At 70.5% G+C, this 22,878-nt stretch carries 20 protein-coding genes; 3 read left to right on the forward strand and 17 right to left on the reverse strand.

Going from position 1 to position 22,878, the window contains the following annotated elements; genetic code table 11:
• Positions 1-40: 40 nt before the first annotated feature.
• The 4 genes from OWM54_RS42325 to trpS form a co-directional block, all read right to left on the reverse strand.
• Entirely contained in the window at positions 41-2,620 is a 2,580-nt protein-coding gene (locus OWM54_RS42325; protein WP_267701008.1) for a pseudouridine synthase, read from the reverse strand.
• A gap of 24 nt (positions 2,621-2,644) precedes the next feature.
• Positions 2,645-3,628, reverse strand: a complete 984-nt coding sequence (gene scpB, locus OWM54_RS42330) for an SMC-Scp complex subunit ScpB (protein WP_223748610.1) — start codon at positions 3,626-3,628, stop codon at positions 2,645-2,647.
• The gene (locus OWM54_RS42335; protein ID WP_267701009.1) at positions 3,615-4,484 is read right to left on the reverse strand and encodes a segregation and condensation protein A; all 870 of its coding nucleotides are present in this window, start codon (positions 4,482-4,484) and stop codon (positions 3,615-3,617) included. The genes scpB and OWM54_RS42335 overlap by 14 nt, the downstream gene beginning before the upstream one ends.
• A 163-nt stretch (positions 4,485-4,647) precedes the next feature.
• Positions 4,648-5,694, reverse strand: coding sequence for a tryptophan--tRNA ligase (trpS, locus tag OWM54_RS42340; protein WP_223748612.1), 1,047 nt, complete (start codon positions 5,692-5,694; stop codon positions 4,648-4,650).
• Positions 5,695-5,976: 282 nt separating this feature from the next.
• On the opposite strand from trpS, the gene OWM54_RS42345 reads away from it, so the two are divergent.
• Positions 5,977-7,161 carry a DUF4388 domain-containing protein gene (locus OWM54_RS42345; RefSeq protein WP_267701010.1) on the forward strand — a complete coding sequence of 395 codons (1,185 nt, stop codon included), beginning with the start codon at positions 5,977-5,979 and terminating at the stop codon, positions 7,159-7,161.
• On the opposite strand, the gene OWM54_RS42350 is transcribed toward OWM54_RS42345, so the two are convergent.
• The 8 genes from OWM54_RS42350 to OWM54_RS42385 all read right to left on the reverse strand — a co-directional run bounded on the left by OWM54_RS42350 (position 7,065) and on the right by OWM54_RS42385 (position 13,875).
• Positions 7,065-7,721 carry a Uma2 family endonuclease gene (locus OWM54_RS42350; RefSeq protein ID WP_267701011.1) on the reverse strand — a complete coding sequence of 219 codons (657 nt, stop codon included), beginning with the start codon at positions 7,719-7,721 and terminating at the stop codon, positions 7,065-7,067. The two genes, OWM54_RS42345 and OWM54_RS42350, sit on opposite strands and share 97 nt — an antisense overlap.
• A 128-nt stretch (positions 7,722-7,849) precedes the next feature.
• Complete coding sequence (gene xerD / locus OWM54_RS42355; RefSeq protein WP_248542681.1) at positions 7,850-8,776, reverse strand: site-specific tyrosine recombinase XerD; 927 nt, start codon at positions 8,774-8,776, stop codon at positions 7,850-7,852.
• Positions 8,777-8,842: 66 nt separating this feature from the next.
• Complete coding sequence (locus OWM54_RS42360; RefSeq protein ID WP_223748616.1) at positions 8,843-9,793, reverse strand: hypothetical protein; 951 nt, start codon at positions 9,791-9,793, stop codon at positions 8,843-8,845.
• Positions 9,794-9,853: 60 nt separating this feature from the next.
• Positions 9,854-10,465, reverse strand: a complete 612-nt coding sequence (locus OWM54_RS42365; RefSeq protein ID WP_223748617.1) for an L-threonylcarbamoyladenylate synthase — start codon at positions 10,463-10,465, stop codon at positions 9,854-9,856.
• 35 nt (positions 10,466-10,500) lie between these two features.
• Entirely contained in the window at positions 10,501-11,799 is a 1,299-nt protein-coding gene (locus OWM54_RS42370; protein ID WP_223748618.1) for a cation:proton antiporter, read from the reverse strand.
• A complete protein-coding gene (locus OWM54_RS42375; RefSeq protein ID WP_248542684.1) occupies positions 11,796-13,016 on the reverse strand; it encodes a sodium:proton exchanger in 1,221 nt (406 codons plus the stop codon). The genes OWM54_RS42370 and OWM54_RS42375 overlap by 4 nt, the downstream gene beginning before the upstream one ends.
• A 32-nt stretch (positions 13,017-13,048) precedes the next feature.
• Complete coding sequence (locus OWM54_RS42380) at positions 13,049-13,387, reverse strand: hypothetical protein (RefSeq protein ID WP_046713755.1); 339 nt, start codon at positions 13,385-13,387, stop codon at positions 13,049-13,051.
• A gap of 38 nt (positions 13,388-13,425) precedes the next feature.
• A complete protein-coding gene (locus tag OWM54_RS42385; protein WP_141324348.1) occupies positions 13,426-13,875 on the reverse strand; it encodes a general stress protein in 450 nt (149 codons plus the stop codon).
• A 354-nt stretch (positions 13,876-14,229) separates the two neighbouring features.
• Between OWM54_RS42385 and OWM54_RS42390 the strand changes: the two genes are divergently transcribed.
• The gene (locus OWM54_RS42390) at positions 14,230-14,970 is read left to right on the forward strand and encodes a TVP38/TMEM64 family protein (RefSeq protein ID WP_255653314.1); all 741 of its coding nucleotides are present in this window, start codon (positions 14,230-14,232) and stop codon (positions 14,968-14,970) included.
• 55 nt (positions 14,971-15,025) lie between these two features.
• Here OWM54_RS42390 and OWM54_RS42395 read toward each other — a convergent pair whose 3' ends face one another.
• The 4 genes from OWM54_RS42395 to OWM54_RS42410 form a co-directional block, all read right to left on the reverse strand.
• Positions 15,026-16,189 (reverse strand): proprotein convertase P-domain-containing protein, encoded by a 1,164-nt coding sequence (locus tag OWM54_RS42395; protein ID WP_267701012.1) that lies wholly within the window; start codon positions 16,187-16,189, stop codon positions 15,026-15,028.
• A 118-nt stretch (positions 16,190-16,307) separates the two neighbouring features.
• Entirely contained in the window at positions 16,308-17,084 is a 777-nt protein-coding gene (locus OWM54_RS42400; RefSeq protein ID WP_267701013.1) for a hypothetical protein, read from the reverse strand.
• A 77-nt stretch (positions 17,085-17,161) separates the two neighbouring features.
• Positions 17,162-18,106, reverse strand: a complete 945-nt coding sequence (locus tag OWM54_RS42405) for a patatin-like phospholipase family protein (protein WP_267701015.1) — start codon at positions 18,104-18,106, stop codon at positions 17,162-17,164.
• A gap of 113 nt (positions 18,107-18,219) precedes the next feature.
• Positions 18,220-18,693: a phosphoribosylanthranilate isomerase gene (locus OWM54_RS42410; protein ID WP_267701016.1), complete on the reverse strand. Its 474-nt coding sequence runs from the start codon at positions 18,691-18,693 to the stop codon at positions 18,220-18,222.
• A 91-nt stretch (positions 18,694-18,784) separates the two neighbouring features.
• On the opposite strand from OWM54_RS42410, the gene OWM54_RS42415 reads away from it, so the two are divergent.
• Positions 18,785-21,667: a carboxypeptidase regulatory-like domain-containing protein gene (locus OWM54_RS42415; protein WP_267701017.1), complete on the forward strand. Its 2,883-nt coding sequence runs from the start codon at positions 18,785-18,787 to the stop codon at positions 21,665-21,667.
• Here the strand turns inward: OWM54_RS42415 and OWM54_RS42420 are convergent.
• Positions 21,637-22,614 carry a terpene synthase family protein gene (locus OWM54_RS42420; RefSeq protein WP_267701018.1) on the reverse strand — a complete coding sequence of 326 codons (978 nt, stop codon included), beginning with the start codon at positions 22,612-22,614 and terminating at the stop codon, positions 21,637-21,639. The genes OWM54_RS42415 and OWM54_RS42420 overlap by 31 nt on opposite strands.
• Between the last annotated feature and the right edge of the window lie 264 nt (positions 22,615-22,878).

Genomic DNA, 22,878 nt, shown 5'->3' on the forward strand with positions numbered 1-22,878 from the left:
TATCAACACCCCCCTTGTCGCCCAATCCGCCGTGTGGTCCTCAGCGAGGACGGCGAGGTCCCTTGGAAGGTCCGCCGGACCGGCCGCCGCGCGGAGCCTGAGCGCTCCAGCGGGGCTTGGAGCCCGACTCCTTCTTCTTGCCCCAGTCCTGGAAGCCCTCGGACTTGCGACCGTCCGTGGGAGCGGCCCCTCGGGCGCCCGCGCGGACGACTCGCTCACGGGGAGCGCCACGGTCGTCGTAGGGGGCCCAGCTCTTCCCCTCGCCGCCTGCTCCCTTGGCGCCCCTGCCGCCGGGCTTCGCGCCGAAGCCGCGACCCCGAGGGCCAGCGCCCTCCGCGTCACGGGGACCCCGAGACGGACGCCCCTCGGCGCGGCCGCGCGGAGCGGCCTTGTCGCCGAATGAACGACGCGCCGGGCCACCCGCGCTTCGCGCACCACCGAAGCGAGGACGTCCCTCTCCGCTGGACTCACCGCCCGCGGCACCGCCGAAGCGGGGACGGCTCATGCCACTGGATGCGCCACGGGACGCAGCGCCGCCGAAGCGAGGACGGCCTTCGCCGCTGGGCGCGCGATCGGAGCTCCCGCCACGGCCGAACCGGGCCTGGCCCGTACCACCCGCACCACGAGGACCCCGAGGACGATCCTCGCTCCCGGCGCCGAAGGACTTGCGAGCCGGGCGATCCTCGCCGGCACCGAAGGCCTTACGGGCCGGACGATCCTCGCCACCCGCGCCGAAGGACCGACGGGCAGGACGATCCTCGCCGGCACCAAAGGACTTGCGAGCCGGACGATCCTCGCCGGCGCCGAAGGACTTGCGAGCCGGACGATCCTCGCCGGCGCCGAAGGACTTGCGAGCCGGACGATCCTCTCCACCCGCGCCGAAGGACTTGCGAGCCGGACGATCCGCTCCACCCGCGCTGAAGGACCGACGGGCAGGACGATCCTCGCCACCCGCACTCCACTCCTTACGGGCAGGACGTCCCGCGCTGCGGGCACCACCCTCGTCGTTGGAGCCCCACGTCTTGCGAGCCGGACGTCCCTCACCGCGGGCACCCTCGTCGCCGCCAGCGCCCCACGTCTTGCGTACGGGGCGGCCCTCGCCACCCGCGCTACGAGGACTGTCATCGCCGCCCCAGGACTTGCGAACCGGACGACCTTCGCCTCCGGCACCAAAGGACTTGCGAGCCGGACGGCCCTCATCACCGCCGAAAGACTTACGCGCCGGACGACCCTCGTCACCGCCGAAGGACTTGCGCGCCGGACGGCCCTCATCACCGCCGAAAGACTTACGCGCCGGACGACCCTCGTCACCGCCAAAGGGCTTGCGCGCCGGACGACCCTCGTCACTGCCGAAGGACCTACGCGCCGGGCGGCCCTCATCGCCGCCGAAGGACTTACGAGCCGGGCGATCCTCGCCACCGGCGCTGAATGCCCTACGGGCCGGACGGTCCTCACCACCCGCACCGAACGACTTACGAGCCGGACGCCCCTCGCCACCAGCGCTCCGAGCGCCACGAGGCCCCTCGTCACCGCCGAACGTCTTGCGCGCCGGGCGCCCCTCACCGCGAGCGCCCTCGCCCCACTCCTTCCGAGCAGGACGACCGAAGCGCGACGCACCACCTTCCGCACGCGGTCCACGCGAGCGCGGAGCATCCCCGCTCCCGAACTCCTTGCGAGCCGGACGACCCGCGCCCGCACGGTCCCGGCCGAAGCGCGCGAGCCCCGAGCCACCCTCACCCGCCGGCTTCCGCTCCGCACGGGCCGCGGGCTTGCGGCGCACCGGCGCCGCGTCATCGTCCATGGCCAGCTCGTCCTCGTCCGACTCATCGAAGCCCGGCGCCGCGCGACCATGGCGCCGAGGCGGCAGCCGCAGGTCCGACGACGGAGGCGACGCCTTCCCGTCGGCCACCTCGTTGAGCAGCTCGACCTCCGCCTTCTTCAGCGGACGCAGCTCACCCGGACGCAAACCCTCCACGCCCACGCCCGCGTAGGCCGGACGGAACAGGCGCACCACCGGGTGCCCCACGGCGGCGCACAGCCGCTTGATGAGGTGCGGACGGCCCTCCGCCACGACGATCTTCAGCCACGTGTTCTTCTCGGCGGCCTCGAACACGCCCACCGACACCGGCGTGGCCATGCCGTCCTCCAGCCGCACGCCGCCGCGCAGCTTCTCCAGCGTCGGCACGTCGGGCTGGCCCTTCACCTTCGCCAGATATGTGCGAGGCACCTGGAAGCTCGGGTGCGTCAGCTTGTGCGCCAGCGCGCCATCATCCGTGAACAGCAGCGCTCCCTCGGCGTCGTAGTCCAGCCGGCCCACGGGGAACAGGCGCTTGCCCGTCTCCTCCACGTAGTTCGCCACCGTCGGGCGCCCCTGGGGGTCCGACAGCGTGGTCACCACGCCCACGGGCTTGTAGAGCAGGAAGTAGGACGATTCGTCCGGCGGCGTGACGAGCTTGCCGTCCACGGAGACCAGGTCCGTCCCCGGCTCCACCCGGCTTCCCAGCTCCGTCACCGTCGTGTTGTTCACCGCCACGCGGCCCGCGGTGATCAGCTCTTCTGCGTGCCGGCGCGAAGCAACTCCCGCGCGGGCCAGGTACTTCTGTAGTCGTTCGGCCGCCATTACTTCCCCTTCACTTGCTGCCCGTCACTCGGGCTTCTGCCCCTCGGTGCCCGTCTCGGGCTTGGGGGCTGTGTCCAGGACACTGGAGCTGGCCTTCTGTATCTGGTCAGCCGCCGCCATGGCTTCCTCCAGGTCCTCCAGCGCGGCCTCGCTCGCCGCCGCGCTCTTCTCCATCCGCTTCGTGAATCCCGGGTCGGAGAGTGCTTCCACCGTCCCCGCCGCTGCCGGTGCGGGTCGTACTTCTTTCTCCACGATTTCGCGATGCTCCTGCGTGAGCTCGTGGAATTCCCGCAGCGTGGGCAACGCCGACAGGTCCTTCAGGGCGAAGAACTCCAGGAATTCACGCGTAGTGCCATAGAGGATGGGTCGCCCCACCTCCTCGCGCTTGCCCAGGATCTTCACCAGCTTGCGGTCGATCAACGCCTTGAGCACGGCGCCGCAATCCACGCCGCGGATGTCCTCCAACTCCGGCCGCGTCACCGGCTGCCGGTACGCGATGATGGCCAGGGTCTCCACCGCCGCCCGGGTGAGCCGCTGGGGCTTCACGCGCAGGTAGCGCCGGACGTACTCGCCCGAGTGGGGGTCCGTGCGGAACTGCCAGCCGCCGGCCACCTCGTACAGGACGATGCCGCTGATGCCGTCCCGGTGGATGCCGGACAGCTGGTTGAGCGCCTCGGCGATGAGCGTCTGCTCGATGCCGGTCGCCTGGTACAGCTCGTCCACGGACAGGGGGCGCTCCGCCACGAAGAGCACGCTCTCGATGACCGTCCGGACGCGGTCCTGCGACAGCTTGCGGCTCTTGGAGACCAGCTTCTCGAACGAGGTCTCCAGGTCGGGCGTGGACTCGGAGTCCTCCTCGATGGCCGCCGCTTCCACCTCGTCCAGCTCGTCCGCCGGGCCGGGGCCCGTGACGGCCGCCAGTTCCTCCTCGGAGAAGGGGCTCGGCCCTCCGGACGCGGCGGACTCCTCGCCGTCTCCGCCTCGGGAGCCTTTCCTACCGGTAGTCACTCTCGTCGACCTCCGTGGGGGCCAGCCGCTCCAGGGCATCCCCGTTGGGCAACAACAGGATGGGCCCGAGCGGCTCGTCCTGTACCACACGGATGAGCCGGCGTTTCACCATTTCCAGAACCGCCAGGAAGGTGACCACAATCTCCTGGCGGGTGGGCGTGTCCTCCTCGTTGAACAGGCTCTCGAAGAGGACCTGTCCGTGGGGACGCAGCCGCCCGACGATGCGCAGGATGGCCTCGGAGAGGGTGATCTTCTCCCGGACCACCTCGTGCTGGACCTTGGGCGTCAGCCGCTCCAGCACCCGGTCCAGCGCCTCGATGAGCTTGAGGACGCTGAACTCCTGCAGGCCCACCTCCTCCTCGGGGATGGGCACCGCCTCCACCGGGACGCTGCGCGCGAACACGTCCCGGCCCAGGATGTCCTGGCGGGCCATGTGCTCGGCGGCGTCCTTGTACTTCTGGTACTCGAGCAGCCGGCGGACCAGCTCCGCGCGGGGGTCCTCGGGCTCCTCCACCGCCGCCAGGGCCTCGCCGCCCTCGGGCACCGCCACCGCGTCCTGGCGGGGCAGCAGCATGCGGCTCTTCAGGTGGGCCAACGTGGACGCCATCACCAGGAACTCCCCGGCGATGTCCAGGTTGATCTCCCGCATCCGCTCCAGGTGCTCCAGGTACTTCTCGGTGATGAGCGCCAGGGGGATGTCGAAGATGTCGACCCGGTGCTCCTTGATGAGATGGAGCAGCAGGTCGAGCGGACCCTCGAAGTTGGGCAGCGCGACGCGGAAGGCGTCCGCCGGGGTCCGGGGCGGGGCGCCTTCGCCGAGGCCTTCATCGGCCGATGTCGGGCGGCCGTCACTCACCGGCGTGTTCCTGGCGGCCCTTCTGGCTGTCGGTGGCTGCTGGTCATCACGCAAGGGCCCGGATTCGCGTGATTCGAGCGCGAACCGGGGGACACACCTCCTTAACAGTGGGTCCCAGGTGGGTCAAACAAACGGCGGTAAACACCCGTTCAGGCCCGGAACCTCACGGGATGCCCACCGCGCGCCGGACCTTGTCCATCAGGACGGAGGCCTCCTGGCGGGCCCGCTGGGCGCCATCCTGGAGGATGCGCTCCAGCTCCGCCGGGTCGCCCGCCAGCTCGGCGTACCGCTGACGGGCCGGTCCGAAGGTCGTGTGGAAGGCCTCCAGGAGCTTCTTCTTGTACTCCCCGTAGCCCTTCCCTCCCGCCCTCCACGACGCGTCCACCTCCGCGAACTCGGACGCCGGCAGCATCAGCTTGAGCAAGTCGTAGAGCGGCACCTCGCTGACGAGCGACGCGTCCGCCGGCTTGCCCTCGGGCACCGGCTTGGGCGCCTCCACCGGCGTGGAGTCCGTCTTGATGGACATGATGCGCTTCTTGATCTCCTTCTCGTCCCCGAACATCTCGATGGTGTTCCCGTAGGACTTGGACATCTTCTTGCCGTCCACGCCGGGCACCGTCTGGGTGGCCTCCTGGATGCGAGCCTGGGGCAGCTTGAGGATGCCGGGCGCGTGGCCGCGCTCCTTGCCGTCCGGGTCCGCCGGATCGTAGCCCTTCACGTACTCGGTGTTGAACTTCACCGCCCAGTCACGCGCGAACTCCACGTGCTGGATCTGATCCTTGCCCACCGGGACGAAGTCCGTGCTGTAGAGCAGGATGTCCGCCGCCATCAGCACCGGGTAGGCGAAGAGGCCGAAGTCCGGGCTGATGCCCTTGGCCACCTTGTCCTTGTAGCTGTGGGCCCGCTCCAGGTGCGCGTGCGGCACCACGGTGCCCAGGATCCAGTTGAGCTCGAGCACCTCGCGCACATCGCTCTGGCGGAAGAGCACCGCCTTCTTCGGGTCCACCCCGAGCGCCAGGTACGCCAGCGCCGCCTCGCGGGTGAGCTCCAGCGCGAGCTTCGCGTCACGCACCGTGGTGAGCGCGTGCAGGTTGGCGATGAAGTAGTACGCCTCGCCCTCCTCCTGGAGCTGCACGAACTGGCGAATGGCGCCGAAGTAGTTGCCGATGTGCAGCTTGCCGGAGGACTGCACGCCTGAGAGGGTCCGCATGTCGGGTTCCGAGTCGGGAGTCAGCGCGCAGAGTCGTTTTCGCGCGTTTTGTGTTCTGCAGCGTCGAGGTGGTTCGCACACCCGCCGCGCCCCTGCAATCTTCCGTTCAGTCGCGGGCACTCCCCGGGCCTGACGCCCGCCCGCCGCGAGCCCTCGTGGAAAATTGCGGCGCGCACGGAAATCCTGAGTGATTCCAGGCGCTTGCGGTTGAGTGCCGGTGGGTGGAGCGGTACCCTGACCGCCACACCTGCGAGCAACCTCACCTCGGGAGGACAGACCGGCATGGAGTCATTCAAGGGAAGTCTCGCCAGCTATCGCCTGCAGATGGTGATGCCGCCGTTGTTCTCGACCGCGGGGGTGGAAGGCACCCTGCGCGTGGAGCGCGGAGCCATCCGGCGGTGTTTCCAGGTGAAGGACGGCTTCCTGGTGGGTGAGAGCTCGAATGACCCCCGCGAGCACCTGTCCCAGGTCCTGGTGAACCTGCGCATCCTGGATGCTCCTCGGGCCGCGGCGGCCTTCGAGGCGGCGGAGGGCGCGGGCACCCCCTATGGCACCTTCCTGGTGCAGCGCTGCTTCGTGGAGCTGCCCCGCCTCATCGAGGCGATGGAGCACAAGGCCCGCGAGGCCCTCTTCGACTGCTACGGCTGGGAGTCGGGCGAGGTGGAGTTCACCCCGAAGCTCCCGCCGTCCGCCCGCGCGGTGGGGTTGAAGCTCGCGCTGAACAGCCTGCACCGCGACGCGGTGACGCGGCTGCGCGAGTGGTCCGTGTTCCGCGAGGTCTTCCCGCACCTGGACGCCACCTTCAGGGTGTTCCGCGAGTTCGCCGTGGAGACCTTCTCCGAGGAGGAGGACAAGCTGCTGGAGCTGGCCGCGGGCGGCGCCACGCTGGGGGAGATGCTGGCCACGGCGAAGGAGGCCCCGCTGTTCGCCGCGCGGTGGATCCTCCACCTCTATCGCCGGGGCGCCCTGGCGCCGCGCCTGCCCAAGGGCCCCAGGCTGGGAGAGGCCGCGGAGCTGGCCGAGCTCCTGAACCTGGTGAAGCGCTTCCTGGAGTCGGGCAAGTACGACCACGCGGTGGCGCTGGCCGCGCAGATCCTCGAGCGAGGCCCCGTCCCCGAGGCCCACGCCCTGTACCGCGAGGCCGAGGTCCGCCTGACGCTGGCCCTGAGCGACGAGCTGTTCGCGCTGGACGGACGGCTCGTCTTCGAGCCCATCCCCCGCCCCACCCCGTCGCAGCTCACGGCGGATGACCTCTACCTGTACTCGAAGCTGCGAGGCAGTCGGAGCATCCGCCAGGCGCTGCGCACCGCGGCCATGGGCGAACTGGCCGCGTCGCGTTCGGTGCACCGGCTGATGGCCTCCGGCCTCATTCACGTCGCGCCCCTGCCCGGCTCCGACGCCACCGCCGAGGCACGCCGCACCAGCACGGACCCCTTCGGCGTCCCCGCGGTCAACGTGGGCTCCTGAAGCCAGAGCTCCCCCAGGTCCAGGACCACCGCGTCGAAGGGCTCCGCGCGCATCCGGGCGGAGCCCTCGTGCACCCCCACCCGCGCCCACCCCCTGTTCCCGCGTCGGTACACCTCCAGGCGACACCGGGCCGGGTCGATGAGCCAGACATGCTCCACGCGGGCCTGGTGATACGCCTGCATCCGAGAGGAGAGCTCACCGCTCCGTGGCGAGAGCACCTCGCAGACCCAATCCGGCGCGGGTGTGAGCCAGGGTGCCTCAGGCTCGGGGGGCTCCGGCACCTCCGCCCGTCGCCAGGCCGCCAACGGGGGCACGACGACGCCCGACTCCAGGTGGAGCTCCGGCGTCTCCAGGAACCACCAGCCCCCCGGACCACCCCGGGCCCAGTCGAAGGGCCGCACGAGCAGCGCGCCCATCCGACGCACCAGCGGATTCAGGTCCACCACCGCGCGGGGCATGGGCGCGGGCCACAGCGCCTCGAGCGGCTCCGCCACCCACGGCAGGGGCGGCGTCTCGATGTCCTCATACGTCCTGGGCTTCTTTCCTCGGATGTCTCCCACGCCTGCCTCCGTCGATGGGACGCCCAGCGTCCCTCGCGTGACACCCCACCCCACAGGGTGTCGACCTGATACGTAGGCAGTCTAACGCCCGGTCTGACATGTCGGGTCCACCGACCCCACCGTCGCGGCTACGACCCCGTCTTGCGCTTCTTCTTGGGGGTGAACGCGTCGCTGCGCGGGTGGAACTCGTCGTAGACCGAGCGCAGCCGGGCGCTGTTCACGTGCGTGTAGATTTGCGTCGTGGCCAGGTCCGCGTGACCGAGCATCTGCTGCACGGCCCGCAGGTCCGCGCCGCGCTCCACCAGGTGCGTGGCGAACGAGTGCCGCAGCTTGTGCGGGGACAGCGGCTTGAGGATGCCCGCCTTCAAAGCGTAGCGCTTGATGAGCTTCCAGAACCCCTGCCGGGTGAAGCCTGAGCCCCGGGGCGTCACGAACAGCGCCCGCGCCTCACGCCGCCCGAGCATCGCCGGACGCGAGGCGGCCAGGTACTCGCGGACCTTCTCCACCGCCACGCGCCCCAACGGGACGACGCGCTCCTTGGCGCCCTTGCCCTTCGCGACCAGATACCCCGCGCTGAGCTGCACGTCGTTGACGCCCAGGCCGCACAGCTCGCTGACGCGCAGCCCCGTGGCGTAGAGCACCTCCAGCATCGCCCTGTCCCGAAGCCCCGCGGGAGAGCCCTCGTCCGGCGCGGCGAGCAGCTGCTCCACCTCCTCGAGCGTCAGGAACGAGGGCAGCTTGCGCGCCGAGCGCGGCGTGTCCACGTCCTCCGTCGGGTCCTTGTCCGCCAGCCGCTCGGCGACGAGGAAGCGGTGGAAGCCGCGCAGCGCGGCCAGGTGTCGCGCCTGGCTGCGCTTGCCCAGGCCGCCCTTCGTCAGCGCCGACAGGTGCGCCGTCACATCCTCCTGGCGCGCCCGCGTCACGTCGTCGACGCCGCGCCCGCGCAGGTCCTCGAAGTACGCGGTGAGGTCCGCGGCGTAGGCATCCACCGTCTTGCCGGACAGCCCGCGCTCGGCGCGGATGAACGCGATGAACGCGTCGAGCAACCCTTCCATGGCCTTCAGGCTAGCGGAGCCTCGCGCCGAGGCAATCCAACGCCCCCAACTTCCCGGGCGCGCCCCTCAGCCATGGGGCCCGCCCGCCGCGCCCTCCGTCGTCGAGGCGCGCTCCAGCGCCTGCACCACCCACGGCCAGCCCACCAGGATGTTGCCCGGCGAGCGCAGGCAGGCATCCGCCACCGCCAGCACCTCCGCCGGCCGCGAGCGCACCGCCAGCGCCAGGTGCCGGCTCAGGAACGGGTGCGGCAGGTAGCTCAGGTTGTGATGGCGCACCGGCACCCAGTGCAACGTCGGGCGCCCCGTCCATCGCTCCACCGCGTACGCCACCGCCGACGCGAGCACCTCCAGCGCGTACAGCGGCAACCGGAACGCGCTCACCAGGAAGGCCACCAGCGCCGACGCCGCCACCGCGCCCGCGAACGACACGTTGGCCTGCCGGCTCCACACCAACATGGGCACCACGCTGGTGACGATGGCCGCCACCTGCACCCGCCACACCGACGGACCCCGCCCGCCGCTGATGCTCGCGATGCTGCCCACCGACAGCCCGGACACCATGCCCAGGCAGATGCCCACCGCCACCCCCGCCGCGCCCCCGAGCACCGGCCCGAAGGCCCCCGCCGCCGTCGCGTGCAACCCCACCAGCATGGACAGGCTCGCCAAGGAGCCCAACATCACCCCGGCCGCGAGCCCCGACACCTGCGCGAGGGCCAGACCCACCGCCGAACAACACAACGCGGACACTGCCCAGCCGCCGCGAAGTGGAATGCCGGCACAGTACAACCCCAGCCCCACCAGCCCCGTCACCAGCGGCGAGCCCACCACCAGCATCAACAACATCCGCCGGACGTAGAGCCCCGCGGCCCGGCCGCCATTGGCCTGCTCACGCCACAGCTGGCCGATGCGCCCCCCGGGCGCGAGGATTCCCGCCGCGCGGAGCCTGTAGTGCAGGTCCACCGGGCGGAACAACAGTAGCAATAGCAACCTCATCAGCGACGGAACCTGCTGCGGCATGTCCGTTCGCGTTGGCTCCGCGGCCCCTGATTCCACGGCGGCCCCCCTCTTGTTCGAGTTTCAGTCCTCCAGCCTACCCTTGCCCTGCCGGAGGATTTCAAGCGTGTCGCCGATGAGTGAAACCACTGTCGACGGTTCGTTCAATGTCACGCCTCCGTCGAGGATGAGCTCCAGGCCATGGCCGAACGCGTCCTTGATCTCCCGCGCGTCCGTGAGCGGCTCACCGTCCGTATTGCTCACCGACGTCGTCACCAGGGGGCGCCCCAGTGCACGCGTCAGCTCGCGCGCCAGGGGGGCATCCGGGACCCGGATGCCGACCTGCTTCTGCTTCGACATCATCAAATCGGGCACCAGCCGCGTCGCCTCGAGGATGAAGGTGAACGCACCTGGAGTGAGACCCTTCATCGTCCGATACGCGAAATTGCTGACGTGAGCGTAACGGGCGACGTCCGACAGGTCCGGGCAGAGGAAGGACAGGGGCTTCTTCTTGTCGCGTCCCTTGAGCTGGTAGAGCCGCTCGATGGCCTTCTTCGAGCCCAGGTCACAGCCCATGCCGTAGTACGTGTCCGTCGGGTAGGCGATGAGCCCGCCGCGCTCGAGCACCTCCACCGCGCGCTGGATGTGGCGCGGCGACGGGTGCTCCATGTCCACCTCGAGGATGGGTGCGGCCATGATTCGTGTGTCCCTCCTGCGTGCGGCCCAAAAGCCTACGCGGTTCCCTGTGCCTCGTCCGTCCTGACTTCGCCACTGGCCGTCAGTGCACGTCGCGTCAACACCGGGCCCACCAGCTCGTGCGCGGTGATCATCGCGACGATGAGCACCTCCACCTGGGGCCCGAAGGTCGGGAACGTGCGCGACACCAGCGCCGCCAGGCCGAACGTCACGCCCGCCTGCGAGATGAGCCCCATCCACAGGTACTCCTTCAGCCGCGGGTCATCCGTGGGGGCGAAGCGTCGACAGGCGAACCAGATGGCCAGCCCCCGGAGCACCACCAGGAGCAGCGCCGCCGGCCCCACCGTCATCAACGCGTCCAGCTTCAACCCCGCGCCCGCCGCCGCGAAGAAGAGCGCGAACACCGGCAGCCCCGCGCGCTGGATGGCGTGGTGGATGCGCTCCCCCTCGCGCTCGTCCAGGTTGGCGATGAGCGCGCCGGCCGCCAGCGACACCAGCAGCGGGGACAGGTGCAGCCGCGTGCCCCCCTCCGCCGCCGCGAAGGACAGTCCCACCAGGAACAGCGGCAGCTCCTGCTTCACTCCTCGCATGTAGAGGAGCATCACCACCGCGAGCACCCCGCCCACCACCACCGAGCCGAACAGCTCCCACCCCACCCCGCTCAACAGGCCCGTCACGTCCAGCCCGCCGCCGAAGCTCGCCCGCGTCACGCCGGCCGCCAGCGCGAACGCCACCATGACGAACAGGTCGCCGATGATGACCAGCGCCATCAGGAACTCCGTGAAGGAGCCCCGCGCGCTCGTCTCCTGGACGATGGCGATGGTCACCGTGGGCGAGAACGACACCACCACCGTGGACACCAGCGCACTCACCGCCAGCGCCTGCTGCCAGGACATCGGCGCCAGGAACGGCAGCAGCGGCTTGAGCGCGAAGGTCGCCCCGAAGCACACGGCGAACGTCACGCCGCACACCGCGGCGCACAGGAGCGCCACCCTCGCGCCCACGCGGCGGATGAGCCCCAGCCGCAGCTCCGTGCCGGCCACCAGCGCGATGAGGCTCACCGCGAGCCCCTTCACCAGGTCCAACCCCTTGACGCCCTCGCCCGGGATGAAGCCCAGCGCGTACGGCCCCACCGCCACGCCCACCAGCAGGTAGCCCGTGAGCCGGGGCAGCCCCAGCCCCTTGGCCACCTTGCCCGCGAACAGGCCGCACAAGAGCAGCGCGCCGGCCGCCAGCGTCACCGGCGTGCCCGCGTCCTCGCGCAGCACCTGGGCGCGGCTGATGATGGCCAGCAGCCCCACCAGGAGCAGCAACCGCAGCACCGCGCCCCTCATGTGGCCACCCCCACGCCCGCGGACTCCGGAGGCTCACGCGGCGGCGGCGGCGAGAGGACCTGGCGGAACGCCGGTCCCGCGAGCAGCTCGTTCACCACCGCGCCCACCACCACCACGTCCAACACCCGGCGCGCCAATGTGCCCGGCACCAGGAACTCGTATTCGGCCACCAGGCACAGCGCGAGCCCGCCCTGCGCGATGAGCGCGTAGCCCACCCGGGGCGGCAGCTCCAACACGCCCCGCGCCAGCCGCTGCGCCATCCGTCCCCCCACCACCTTCCCCAGGAACCGCAGCCCCACGAAGCCCGGCACCAGCGCCCAGGCCGCCCAGTCGCGCGTGTACAGCCCGCTGCCCACCAGGAACACCACCACCAGGAACACCGGCCGCTCCACCCGCCCCAGCGCGCGCGCCACCCGCTCCACCGTGCGCCCGCCCACCAGCGCCAGCGTCGCCCCACACGCCACGCCCGCCAGCAGCGCGGACACCCGCAGGTACGCCGCCGCGCCGCCCACCAGCGCCACCATGCCCAACGTCACCGTGGTCAGCTCCGCCGGGTCCTTCATCGCCCGCGTCAGGAACGCCAGCAGCGCGCCGCACAGGACGCCCAGCAGCATGGCCAGGCACACCAGCCCCAGCCCCTCACCCGCGTTGGAGCCCGCGCCCAACACCAGCGCCACCGCCAGCACCGCCAGCCCCAGCGCGTCGTCGAGCATCGTCAACAGCGCCACGCCCAACCCCCGCGCCCGGTCCATCCGCCCGCCCCGGTACGCCAGCACCGCGAAGTGTCCGGAGGACAGGCTCGCCGCCGCGCCCAGGAGCGACGCCGCCCCCACCGCCGCCACCACGGACGGCCGCGAAGTCAGCATCAGGGGCACCACCAGCGGCACCGCCACGAACAGGAACGCCGTGCCCGAGTGCGCCAGCGCCGCCGCGTACACCGGCCGGGGCAACAGCCGCAGCAGCCGGGGCTCCAGGTTCAACCCCAGGATGACGCCCGCGGTGCCCAGCCCCAGCGCCATCACCGGGCGCATCAGCTGTACGTCCTCCGCGGACAGCACCCCCGCCGCCGAGGGCCCCAACACCACGCCGAACAACAGGAACAGGAATCCCCCCGCCGCCAGCCGCGCCAGCGCGGGGAAACGCCCCGGGTCCAACGCCGGACTCGATGCGAGCAGGGAGAGCGCCGCGATGGCGAGGAAGACGAGCAGCGCTTGCACGGGGCTTGCTTACACCGGCCACGCCCCGCTCGTCACGAGCGCCGGTGGGTGGGGGCGGCGATCACCGGGAGGGCTACCAGCCGACCCATCGGGGGATCATCCGCGTCCATCTCCAGCTGGACACGTTGGATCATCCGCTCCATCTCCTCGGCCGACACGCCAGGGAGGGTGCTCACCAACAACACCCGGTCCTCGTCCGCTCCGAGGGCCAGACTGCGAAGCCCCGCGAACACGGGGACTTCGGCGGACAGCGCCGCGGCCGCGCTGCGAGCTCGGACCACCAGCGGCTCCGGGATTCCAAACTCCCGGAGCCGACGGATGGCTCGCTCGGTGCCTTCCACCTGCTCGAGGAACGTGATGACCAGGTACACGCGGGCCGTCTTACCGGGTCCGCGTGCCGTTGGCCACGCTACTCGTTCTGGCCGGGGCCCGCCGTCTCACCGGAGGGAGCCGCCGGAGGCGTGGAGCCCTCCTGCTGCGGCGCGGAGCCCTCCGGCGTCGCCGCCATCGCGGCCCGGGCCGCGCGCTTGCCCTCCTCGATGAGCTTCTTCACCTTCTGCCCACCCTTGCGGCCAATCTCCTCGTAGAAGTTCGGCCCTCGGGTGGCCTTGACCCGGTCGCCACCCTTCTTGCCGATCTCCTCGTAGAACTTGGCGCCGCGCTCGGCCTTCACCGTCTCGCCGCCCTTGCGGCCAATCTCCTCGTAGAACGAGCGACCTCGCTCCGCCTTCACCGTCGCTCCGCCCTTGCGACCGATGGTCTCGTAGAACTCGCGACCTCGCTCGTTCCGGACCGTCTCGCCACCCTTACGGCCCGCCTCGGCCACCGTCATGCTGCCCTTGTTGTCCTTGTCCGACATTGCGCCCTCTCCTCTCTTGGCTGCCTGCCCCCATCCCTCACCGCGATTGCCCCTTGCCTGAAACCTTGGGACGGAAGCGCCCCGATGCAAGCAAGCTCCGTACACCGCCAGCCGTTCTCGCCTGACCCACCACACCAAAACCCCAATGATTCCGGTGGGTTCGTCAAGCTCGCCCTGCTTACTTTCCCGGCGGAGGCATGCCCGGCAGGACGCTCTCTTGTTGAAAACAATTCCCTCCGCATTGCCGATTCCCGAACCGACACTCACTTTCATGCCCGCGGCGCGCGTTCTCGTGCCGCGGGGAGGCGTTGCGTGGCGCAGGGTGCGAAGACATGGCTTCGGGTCCTGGCCCCGATGCTCGTGTCCGTGGGTGGACTGTTGACGCTCCGGCTCCTGGGGCCGGACTTCATCGACCAGCGACATCTCTCGGATCTGCTGGCCCCACTGGGTGATGCGGCGCCTTTGGCATACATCGCCTTCCTCGCCGTACGTCCCCTGACGTTGCTGCCCGGGCAGCTCATGACCGCCGTGGGCGGGATGATGTTCGGGACGCTCGCAGCGACCCTCTATTCACTAACGGGCAGCTTCCTGGCCGCCATGTTGCTCTTCGTGCTGGCACGCAAGCTGGGGACCCGGCCGATGAAGCGCCTGGCCGGCGGCAAGTACCCGGCGCTCGTGCGCGCGGCGAAGCGCAACGATTTCCTCTTCTCGTTCACCATGTGCATCAACCCGCTGTGCCCCACCGACGTGATGCTGGCCGCGGCCGCCGCCAGTGGCGCGCGGTTCTGGCCCTCGGTGGCCGGGGTGATGCTCGGCACCATTCCCGGCACCTTCCTCACCGCGCAGTTCGGCAGCGGGCTGGCCCAGGGACGCACGGTGATGACCGCGGTGTCCGCCGCGGGCCTGGTCCTGTCGTTGGTGTTGGGCGTGTTCATCGGCCGTCGCTTCTACAAGGAGCTCAATGAGGCTCCGGAAGTCCCTTCACCGCCATCTGATGCGCGAGGGGATTCGACGGTTCCCGAGCTGCGGAGCGCGACGGCCGCGGCGGTGCCTGCCGCTCAGGCCAAGAGCAGCGGCGTCCCTGCCACGTATTGAGTGGAGGCGCGCGCGGGCGCGGACACCCGCGCGGCCCCGGAGGTTCCCTCCGACCTCAGTCCCAGCGGCTGGTGAGCTTCACGGACCACGAGCGGAGCGTGCCGCTGCCCTGCCCCGTGGGGTTGGAGATGCGCAGGAGCCACTTGCCGTTGATGGTGCCGTCGCGCGGGATGCCCCGCGTCACGGGGATGCGCGCCGGGGGCACGCCCTCGTTGGGGCCGTCCCACAGCAGGGCCGTCTCACCACCCGGGTCCTCGAGCGTCAGCACCAGCTTCGACGGCTGGGCGTGCACCAGGTCCAGCTCCACGGTGATGTCCTCGGGCACGGTCGCGAGCCCCACCACGCCCACCGTGGACACCCAGGGCGTCGTCGTCGAGGCCGGCAGCGACAGGTCCGCGTGGTTCGTGAACGTGCCCGCCATCCACGACGGACGGCAGAGCCCGTCCTCCGCGCCGGACTGGGGCCCCGAGCACGTCAGGCCCGCGGCACACGGACGCAGCACGGAGCAGCTGTCGCCGTCGCCCGGCACGTACGCCGTGTTGCGGCAGCGGCCGTAGGCGATGGGACCTCCGAAGGCCAGGCCCGTGCACGACAGGCCCGCCTGACACGTGTTCGGCCCGGTGCACGGGTCACCTTCCGGCGCGAGCGCGACGTGGTTCTTCAGCGCCTGCAGCCCCGCGCCATCCATGAACGGCAGGCGGGACAGCTCCACCAGGTGGTCGATGCGGCGCGCGTCGATGACGGCCTGCGCCTGGGCCGCGCTCAGGCCCACGGTGCCCTGCAGGACGTTGAGAGGCGCCGTGTTCGCGGCGGCGATGACCCGGCGGGCCTCGGCGAGGTTGAACGCGATGCCGTGGAAGATGCCGACCTGCTCGTCCAGCGGCATCTCCACGCGGCCGGTGCCCCGGACATAGGCCTCCAGCGCCTCCAGCGCGGCCGGGCCCACCTGCGGAACCGCGTCCACCTGGGCGATGGAGACGAAGTGGCGATCATCCGCCGTGGACTCGATGCCGTCCGGCCCGTTGCGGTACGCGACCAGGCTCTGCGCGGTGAGCGCGTTGAGCGGCACCTCGTTGTCCAGCACGGCCACCGTCGTCGAGCGGCTGTTGAGGAACGCCAGCACGCCCGTGGACGCCGGAGTCCCCGTCATCAGGGCCTGCGCGCGCGTCATCAGCACCGCGGCGGGCTTCTCGTCGGCGGGGGTTCCACAGCCCAACATCAGGGGAAGACGGAAAGCGGTAGATACCGCATCAAGTTGAAGGTCATGGGAACCGTGTACATCAGGTGTCCGACGTAATCTTCAACAGAGACGTCACGAGTCGCCGGTCACGGCCCCTTCAGGTCGGCTTCAGCCTGGCGGCGCAGAAGAAGGCGCCCGCGGCGGCGGTGAAGGTGGTGGCGGCGATCCACCCGTTCGCGGGGAGCTGGAACAGGGCCATGGCCGCCCCGACTCCGGCCAGCGTCAGGAAGACGCGTCGCGCGCGTGCCCGGCCGCCGCGCCGACGGCCCGCGGTCACCGAGTAGAAGAAGGCCGCCGCGCCCGCGACGAACTGGGCGAACAGCAACCGGTAGGCCGAGTTCCGCACGAGCTCCTCATGGAGCTCCATGAGGGTGGGCGGCGCCGGGGGCTCGCCGGACAGGGCCCGGAGCGTCGCGTTGAAGCGGACGAAGAGCGCGTTCTCCGAGCCCATGGTCAGGAAAAAGAGCTGGACGAGGATGACCCCGAACAACGTCACGAGGAGGATGAGCCAGGGGACCGCGAAGCGCTGCCGTTGCCATTGGCGCAGGGCGTCGAGTTCCTCGGGTGTCAGCGTGAGCGCATCGGGGTAGCCCAGGCTCAGCAGCGCCTGGGTGGCGGCGATGGTCGACGGCATCGTCGGCGTGCCGAGCCCCGCCAGGGCATGTGTCTCCAGGTAGGAGCGCACCAGCGTCGCGCTGCGCTGGGGGTCGGGCGCGGAGGGCAACTGGAGCAGCAGCGTGTTGATGTCCTCGGCCAGAAGTCCTCGCTCCTCCTCCGAGGCGCCTTGCGCCCGACGGACCAGGGCTGCGAGGCGCTCGGTCGCGGAGTCCTCCGCGCCAGGTCCGGACACCGCCACTCGCTGAAGCTCACCCACCGTGCTCCTCCCGCGCCCCGGTTGCGGCAGGGCGGGAGGCATCGTAGCCAGCCGCCCCCACATTTCGAAATGGCGGCTCAGGAATGGAGGATGGGCTCCAGTTGGGCGGCGATGCGCGGGGGCATGCGCTCTCCGGGGCCCACGCCTGTCGGCCGCATCACCGCGCGGGCCCGGTCCTCGCCGTGGCGCAGGCGCATGCGAATCATCTCCGGGGAGAAGTCGAGCGTATCGCCCATGGGCGCGGTGGGTTCGATGACGGTGATGCGGCAATAGACATACGGCTTGCCGTCCGGGGCGCGGAGCGAAGTCCCCTGCTCATGGGCCTGTCTCACCATGTCATTGATGCGCACGAAGACATCCACGTCGTTCATCAGGATTTCGTTGAGGGTGATGTCCGTGAGGCTCCGACGGGCCACGTCCAGGATGTTGGCGGGATGGCGGACGGGCTCCAGTCGCGAGGAAGAACAGGCGATGACGACGATCTCCGTGGGCGAGTACCCGAGCGCGTCGCCCAGCGGCGTCACGTTGCGCAGGCCTCCGTCGACGATGGCCTGGGGACCGATGGGCTCCCAGATGACGGGCATGGTCGCGCTCTGCCAGACGGCGGAGAGGAAGTCGCTCGCGTCGCTCGACACCAGCTCGTATTGCCCCGAGGTGAGCGACACGCGGCCCACGTGGGCGGGGATGGCGAAGGGCCTTCCGGCGAGGTTGCGCTCGACCAGATCTCTCAAGGGCGTGTTGTCATAGATGCCCAGCTTGTTGAGCAGGCCGATGCGCAGGGCGACGACGAGCCAGGGGAATCTCCGGTACACGTCCGACTCGCGGAGGTTCATCCAGAGGTCCGTCAGGCGCTCGTACTCGCGCTGGGCGATGACGGCGCCGTTCAGCGCGCCCACGGAGACGCCGAAGACGCGCTCCCAGCGGAAGCCATGCACCTCACGCAGCACCCGCTCGGCGCCCACCTGGAAGGCGCCCTTGCCTCCACCACCAGACAGCACGAGCGTCGCGGGACGGTCCGACATGGGGCTACCTCGCTGGGGACGGTGGGAAGCGGGAGATAGGCAGGCTGGCGGAGGCCCGGTATCGCCCGAGGGCCCAGGCCCGCTGTCCTCCCCTGGGCCCTTCCCGCGTCGACTCAGCCTTCGGCGGCCCGCACCGCGCGCATGAAGCGCTGGAGCTTGTCGGCGTCGAGCGCCCCCGAAGTCCTCAGTCCGCTGCACACGTCCAGGCCGAACGGTCCCACGGATTGAATCGCCTCCGCCACGTTCTCGGGCTTGAGGCCCCCGGCCAGGAAGACAGGGACGGCGACCGCCTCACGGATGCGCCGGCTGAGGGACCAGTCGTGCACGCGGCCGGTGCCACCCAGCTCCTTCACCGCGAGGGACGGGTTGCCGGAGTCGAGCAGCAGGGCATCCACCTCGCGAGCGACGGCACCAGCCTCCTCCACGGACGCGGCATCGACCACGTGGACCACCTGCACCAGCTTCACAGCGGGCAGCGCCGCGCGCAGCCGCCTCAGTGTCTCCACCGGAAGGCTGTCGACGAGCTGCACGGTGTTCACGCGGGCGCGACGGACCTGGGACGTCGGATGCGGTCTTCGTCGAGTCACGAGCGCTCGGAGTTCCTGCAACGTCGCGGCGAACAGCCGAGGGACTGGCACTCCCGGTCCGTCTGGCGAGAGAATGAGCGCGGGAGGGACAATGAGTCGAAAGACTGTCTTCGCGGTGGCGATCGGCCTGGCGCTCGTGGGTGTGCTCTTCATCTGGCGCGCGGCGTCGACAGAGGGGGGAGACGCCTCGATTCCCCCCGCGTCCGACTCCGCCTCTCCTGGTGAGTCGGCCAAGGCGAAGCCTGCGTCACCCTCCACCCCGCGAGGGACCGTGGCCCAGGCTCCCGCGACAGGGACACCTCCGGTCGCCGAAGCGATGCGCGAGGAGGAAGGGACCGTCCAGGTCGAAGTCCACGGAAGCTCGCGGCCCGTCGAGGGAGCGCAGGTATCGCTCTACGTCCAGGGGCCGCGTTCACCTGAGACAGGCCGCCCCACGTGGTTCGTCGCGGGGCGAGGAACCACGGACGCCACGGGCACGCTGCGACTCCCCGCGAGGCCCGGTCCGTACCTCGTCACCGCGAAGGCGCGGGGGTTCGCCACCGCGAGGCTGTCGCTCACCCGTCCTCGTGGCGAGGCACTCACGCCCGTACGCCTCACCCTTGGCGAGGGTGTGACCTTGTCGGGCTCGGTCGTCGAGCGCGCCTCGAAGGCCCCCGTCCCTCTCGCGAGGCTCACGCTCACGCCGCGCACGGTGCTGGCCTCCGCCTCCGTCGCGACCACCTCCGTACCGGAGGAGGAACGTCACGAAGCCTCGGCCGACGAGCGCGGCCTCTTCCGCTGCGAAGGACTCACGCCCGGCGAATACCAGCTCGAGGTCACTGCGCCCGCCCACTCGACCCGGCGCATCGCCCGGGTCCAGGCTCCGGCCTCCGGACTCGTCGTCGAGCTCGATGGCTCGGCCTTCATCGAGGGATTCGTCGAGCTGCCGGAGGGCAAGCCCGCGGCGGGGGCTCGCGTCACGGCCACGGGCATGGGCGAGACGTTCGAGACGGAAACCAGCGCGGGCGGTGGGTTTTCGCTCGATGTGCCCCCGGGCGTCTATCAAGTGTCGGCGCGGCTGGATGCGCTGACGGGCACCGCGCGGGAGCGCGCGGTCGTTGGCGCGGGGATGACCCTCCGTGACGTCCGCATCCGACTGGGCGCCGCTGCGTCTCTCACGGGAATCGTGCGCGGCAAGGGCACCTCCGTGCCCATCGCGGGAGCCACGGTGTCCATCGCCCCGGGCACCATGGTGGCGACCTTCGACGCCGCCCCCGCCGAGGTCGCGAGCGCCACGAGCGGCGCGGACGGACGCTTCGATGCGGGGAACCTCGCACCGGGTTCCTATTCGGTGACGGTCCGGGCGAAGGGCTTCCGGGTTCTGCGGCGAGAAGGCATCACGGTGCTCGCGGGTCAGCGCTTCGAGATGTTGGCCGAACTGGACGCCAATGGACGCATCGAGGGCACGGTCGTCGACGACAGCGACCAACCTCTCGCGGGAATCCAGGTCACCCCCGAGCGTCGCTGGCGGATGATGCCCATGGAAGGCGTGCTCACGTCGGTGACGGATGCACAGGGTGCCTTCGTGCTCGAGGACGTCCCGCCGGGTGACGTCTTCGTCGCCGCGCGCCGGCCGGGCAGTCAGCTCCATGTCCGCGAGCGCGTGGCGGTGAGCCCCGGCCAGACACATCAGGTGAAGCTCAAGCTGGGGGGCGAAGGCACGCTCGAGGGAACCGTGAAGCTCGCGGACGGGCGCGTGCCCACGGCGGCCGTGACGGTCTTCGCGCAGCTCGCGGACACGGCGCGCACGGAGGCACATCAGATCCCCACCGCGGCGGACGGCACCTGGAGCATGCGAGTGCGAGCCGGGCGCTACCGCGTCGCCGCATGGCTCGTCGACGTGGGCAACCAGAACAGCGACCAGGAGAAGGTCGTCGACCTGAAGGCGGGCGCGACCGAGCGCGTGGACCTGCAGGTCCGCGAGGCGGAGCGTCCCCTCTCCGTCACGGTGCTGGAACCCAATGGCGCGCCGAGTGTCTCGGCCACCGTCATGGGGGCGGAGGCGGGCAAGAACGAGATCTTCCTCGAGGACTCCACGGATGCCTCGGGACAGGTGACGCTGGTCGCCGACTCACTGGGCACCCAGCCGCTGCACATCTGGGCCACGAATGGCGGGCGCCGGGGCGACCTGCCCTCCGTGCCGGCCACGCAGAGATCGCTGGTCATCCAGCTCCAGCCCGGAGGGCGGCTCACGGGGGCGGTCCGCTCGGCGGGAGGCCGGAGCATCGAGGGCTTCCGCCTGGTGGTCTCCGCGACGAAGAGCGAGGACGACTTCCTGTCGCGACAGGAGCTGGAGCTCGCGGGAGATCGCTTCGTGGTCGAGGACGTCAACCCAGGCGCCGTGACGGTGTCCGTGACGCTGCCCGACGGTCGCGCGGGCAAGGCGGACACGATGAGCGTCGCGGGCCAGACGACCCAGGTCGACGTCGTGGTGGAGGCGGGCGGCGCCATCTCGGGCCGGCTGGTCGACAAGGCAGGCAAGCCCATTGCCCAGGCCTTCGTGGACGTGGATGGCCTGACGTCGGCGCCCACGGGCGCGGATGGGCGGTTCCGGGTGGAGGATGTCGCGCCGGGCCAGCACCGGCTCATCGCCTGGAGCGAGAAGACGGAGCGCGCGGAGAAGAAGCTCACGCTGGCGGTGGGAAAGAGCCAGGATGTGGGCGACTGGAAGCTGGGCCCACCGCGCATCGAGCCGGGGCGGCTGGGCATCTTCTTCGGGATGGCCGGAGACGACGTCCTGGTGCGCGGCGTGCTCGAGAGCATGCACGGCGATGCGCTTCGCGTGGGAGACATCGTCCAGTCCATCGATGGCGCCACGGTGCTGACGGCGGGAGAGGCACGTGAGCGTGAGTTGGGGGCGCCGGGCAGCCCCGCCATCCTGATCATCCGGCGCGACACGAGGACCTATCCCGTCACCCTCTCCCGAGCCCCCTGAGACGGCTGTGCGTAGCGAGCCGTCTCGCGGGTCCAGTCCGTGGTGCCTTGCATCAGGTTCTTGATCGCGGCGATGTCGCGGTCGATGACGCTCCAGGTCTCGGTGCTCTGGATGCCCTGTCGTACCCGCCGCTCCACGGCCGCGAAGGTCTCCACCCGCTTCGCGATTTCACCCGCGACCTGGTCCATGGCGGCGGTCTGCCCACAGCCCTCGTGATGCATCAGGAGAAGCACCATGTTGTGCATCTGCCCGCTCGCGGCCTCCTTGGGCGCTGAATAGATGTCGTTGACCATCACCACGACGTCCGTGCACAGCGAGCGCAGCGTCGTCATGTCCTCCGTGCCATGCACGGCGGGCGGAACGTCGAGTCCCTCGGAGCGTTCACAGATGTCGAGGCTCGGCAGGACGCCGATCGAGAGCCGTCGCGTGCGCAGATAGGTCTCGAGGTCCACGGGCCATCCTTGCGTGCGCTCACGCGCCTCCTGGTAGTACGACTCGAAGTACCCGGCGAGGTCCTGGGTGAACCGTGCCTTCCAGGACGCACTCGCGCCAGCGGTCGAACGCCCCCACAACTCCAGCAGGGCGGCGCCCAGGCGCGATGAGGGGTACCGCTGGGGGGTCGAGCCCTGGATCACCGCCAACAGTTCGTCCAGCACGGCGCGGGTCGCCTCGAGGTCGAGGCCGATCGGTCCATCGAACTGGTCGTCGAAGACGAAGAGCCACCCCATCCAGTCGCTCACCAGGTCGAGGCCCGCCCCCCGGCTGTTCGGACACATCCTCGCGGACAGCCGGTCGAACCGGCTCGCGTCATAGGTCCGCAGGGCTTCGGGCTGGACGATGAGTCCCTGGAAGGCCAGCCAATGCAGGGTATGCGCCCGAGTGGCCTCGACGTCAGGGCTGATGCCCGCGACGTAGCGAAGGTCGATTCGAGGAACGCGGCTGTGCATGGAACCCTCCTGTTGGCTGTCGTCACGACGCCTTGGCTTGCTCCCGAGAAGGGTGGAGCAGCGAGCCCCATGGCCACGCGCCGTCCTTGGAGCGGAGCTGCTCGGAGTCGCTGTAACGGCCTCCTCGAAGGCGCGGCTGGCCTCGATGTTTCGGCCCAGCGGTCCGTCGAACGGGGCGTCGAAGATGAGGCCCCAGGCCATGAAGTCGATGACGGCCACCGCGAGGTGTGCGCGCGACAGGCCTCCGCATCCGGGCTGATGTCA

Source organism: Myxococcus sp. MISCRS1 (assembly GCF_026626605.1).
GTDB lineage: Bacteria > Myxococcota > Myxococcia > Myxococcales > Myxococcaceae > Myxococcus > Myxococcus fulvus.

What these genes read in the sequence shown, in the direction of transcription:
- OWM54_RS42385 (WP_141324348.1), bottom strand. Translation starts at nt 13,875, where the DNA reads ATGTCGGACAAGGACAACAAGGGCAGCATGACGGTGGCCGAGGCGGGC.
- OWM54_RS42360 (WP_223748616.1), bottom strand. Translation starts at nt 9,793, where the DNA reads ATGCCGCAGCAGGTTCCGTCGCTGATGAGGTTGCTATTGCTACTGTTG.
- OWM54_RS42395 (WP_267701012.1), bottom strand. Translation starts at nt 16,189, where the DNA reads ATGTTGGGCTGTGGAACCCCCGCCGACGAGAAGCCCGCCGCGGTGCTG.
- OWM54_RS42415 (WP_267701017.1), top strand. Translation starts at nt 18,785, where the DNA reads ATGAGTCGAAAGACTGTCTTCGCGGTGGCGATCGGCCTGGCGCTCGTG.
- OWM54_RS42370 (WP_223748618.1), bottom strand. Translation starts at nt 11,799, where the DNA reads ATGAGGGGCGCGGTGCTGCGGTTGCTGCTCCTGGTGGGGCTGCTGGCC.
- OWM54_RS42420 (WP_267701018.1), bottom strand. Translation starts at nt 22,614, where the DNA reads ATGCACAGCCGCGTTCCTCGAATCGACCTTCGCTACGTCGCGGGCATC.
- OWM54_RS42390 (WP_255653314.1), top strand. Translation starts at nt 14,230, where the DNA reads ATGCTCGTGTCCGTGGGTGGACTGTTGACGCTCCGGCTCCTGGGGCCG.
- OWM54_RS42365 (WP_223748617.1), bottom strand. Translation starts at nt 10,465, where the DNA reads ATGGCCGCACCCATCCTCGAGGTGGACATGGAGCACCCGTCGCCGCGC.
- OWM54_RS42405 (WP_267701015.1), bottom strand. Translation starts at nt 18,106, where the DNA reads ATGTCGGACCGTCCCGCGACGCTCGTGCTGTCTGGTGGTGGAGGCAAG.
- OWM54_RS42325 (WP_267701008.1), bottom strand. Translation starts at nt 2,620, where the DNA reads ATGGCGGCCGAACGACTACAGAAGTACCTGGCCCGCGCGGGAGTTGCT.
- trpS (WP_223748612.1), bottom strand. Translation starts at nt 5,694, where the DNA reads ATGCGGACCCTCTCAGGCGTGCAGTCCTCCGGCAAGCTGCACATCGGC.
- OWM54_RS42345 (WP_267701010.1), top strand. Translation starts at nt 5,977, where the DNA reads ATGGAGTCATTCAAGGGAAGTCTCGCCAGCTATCGCCTGCAGATGGTG.
- xerD (WP_248542681.1), bottom strand. Translation starts at nt 8,776, where the DNA reads ATGGAAGGGTTGCTCGACGCGTTCATCGCGTTCATCCGCGCCGAGCGC.